This is a genomic window from Bacillus sp. OTU530 (assembly GCF_038440375.1).
In genome coordinates this window covers 1-441 of record NZ_JASATP010000154.1, presented here as the reverse complement: position 1 = coordinate 441, position 441 = coordinate 1, and the positions used below count along the sequence as shown (strand labels likewise).

Below are 441 nucleotides of genomic sequence, written 5' to 3'. Positions count from 1 at the left end.
ACACTTGAGGCTAGCCCTAAAGCTATTTCGGGGAGAACCAGCTATCTCCGGGTTCGATTGGAATTTCTCCGCTACCCACACCTCATCCCCGCACTTTTCAACGTGCGTGGGTTCGGGCCTCCAGTAGGTGTTACCCTACCTTCACCCTGGACATGGGTAGATCACCCGGTTTCGGGTCTACGACCACGTACTATGGCGCCCTATTCAGACTCGCTTTCGCTGCGGCTCCGCCTCTTCGGCTTAACCTTGCACGGGATCGTAACTCGCCGGTTCATTCTACAAAAGGCACGCCATCACCCATAAACGGGCTCTGACTACTTGTAGGCACACGGTTTCAGGATCTCTTTCACTCCCCTTCCGGGGTGCTTTTCACCTTTCCCTCACGGTACTGGTTCACTATCGGTCACTAGGGAGTATTTAGCCTTGGGAGATGGTCCTCCC

The 441-nt window shown here is 54.9% G+C and carries 1 rRNA gene; it reads right to left on the bottom strand.

Annotated elements, in window-relative coordinates:
- A 23S ribosomal RNA gene (locus AAHB12_RS31360) occupies positions 1-441 on the bottom strand; the annotation flags it as partial.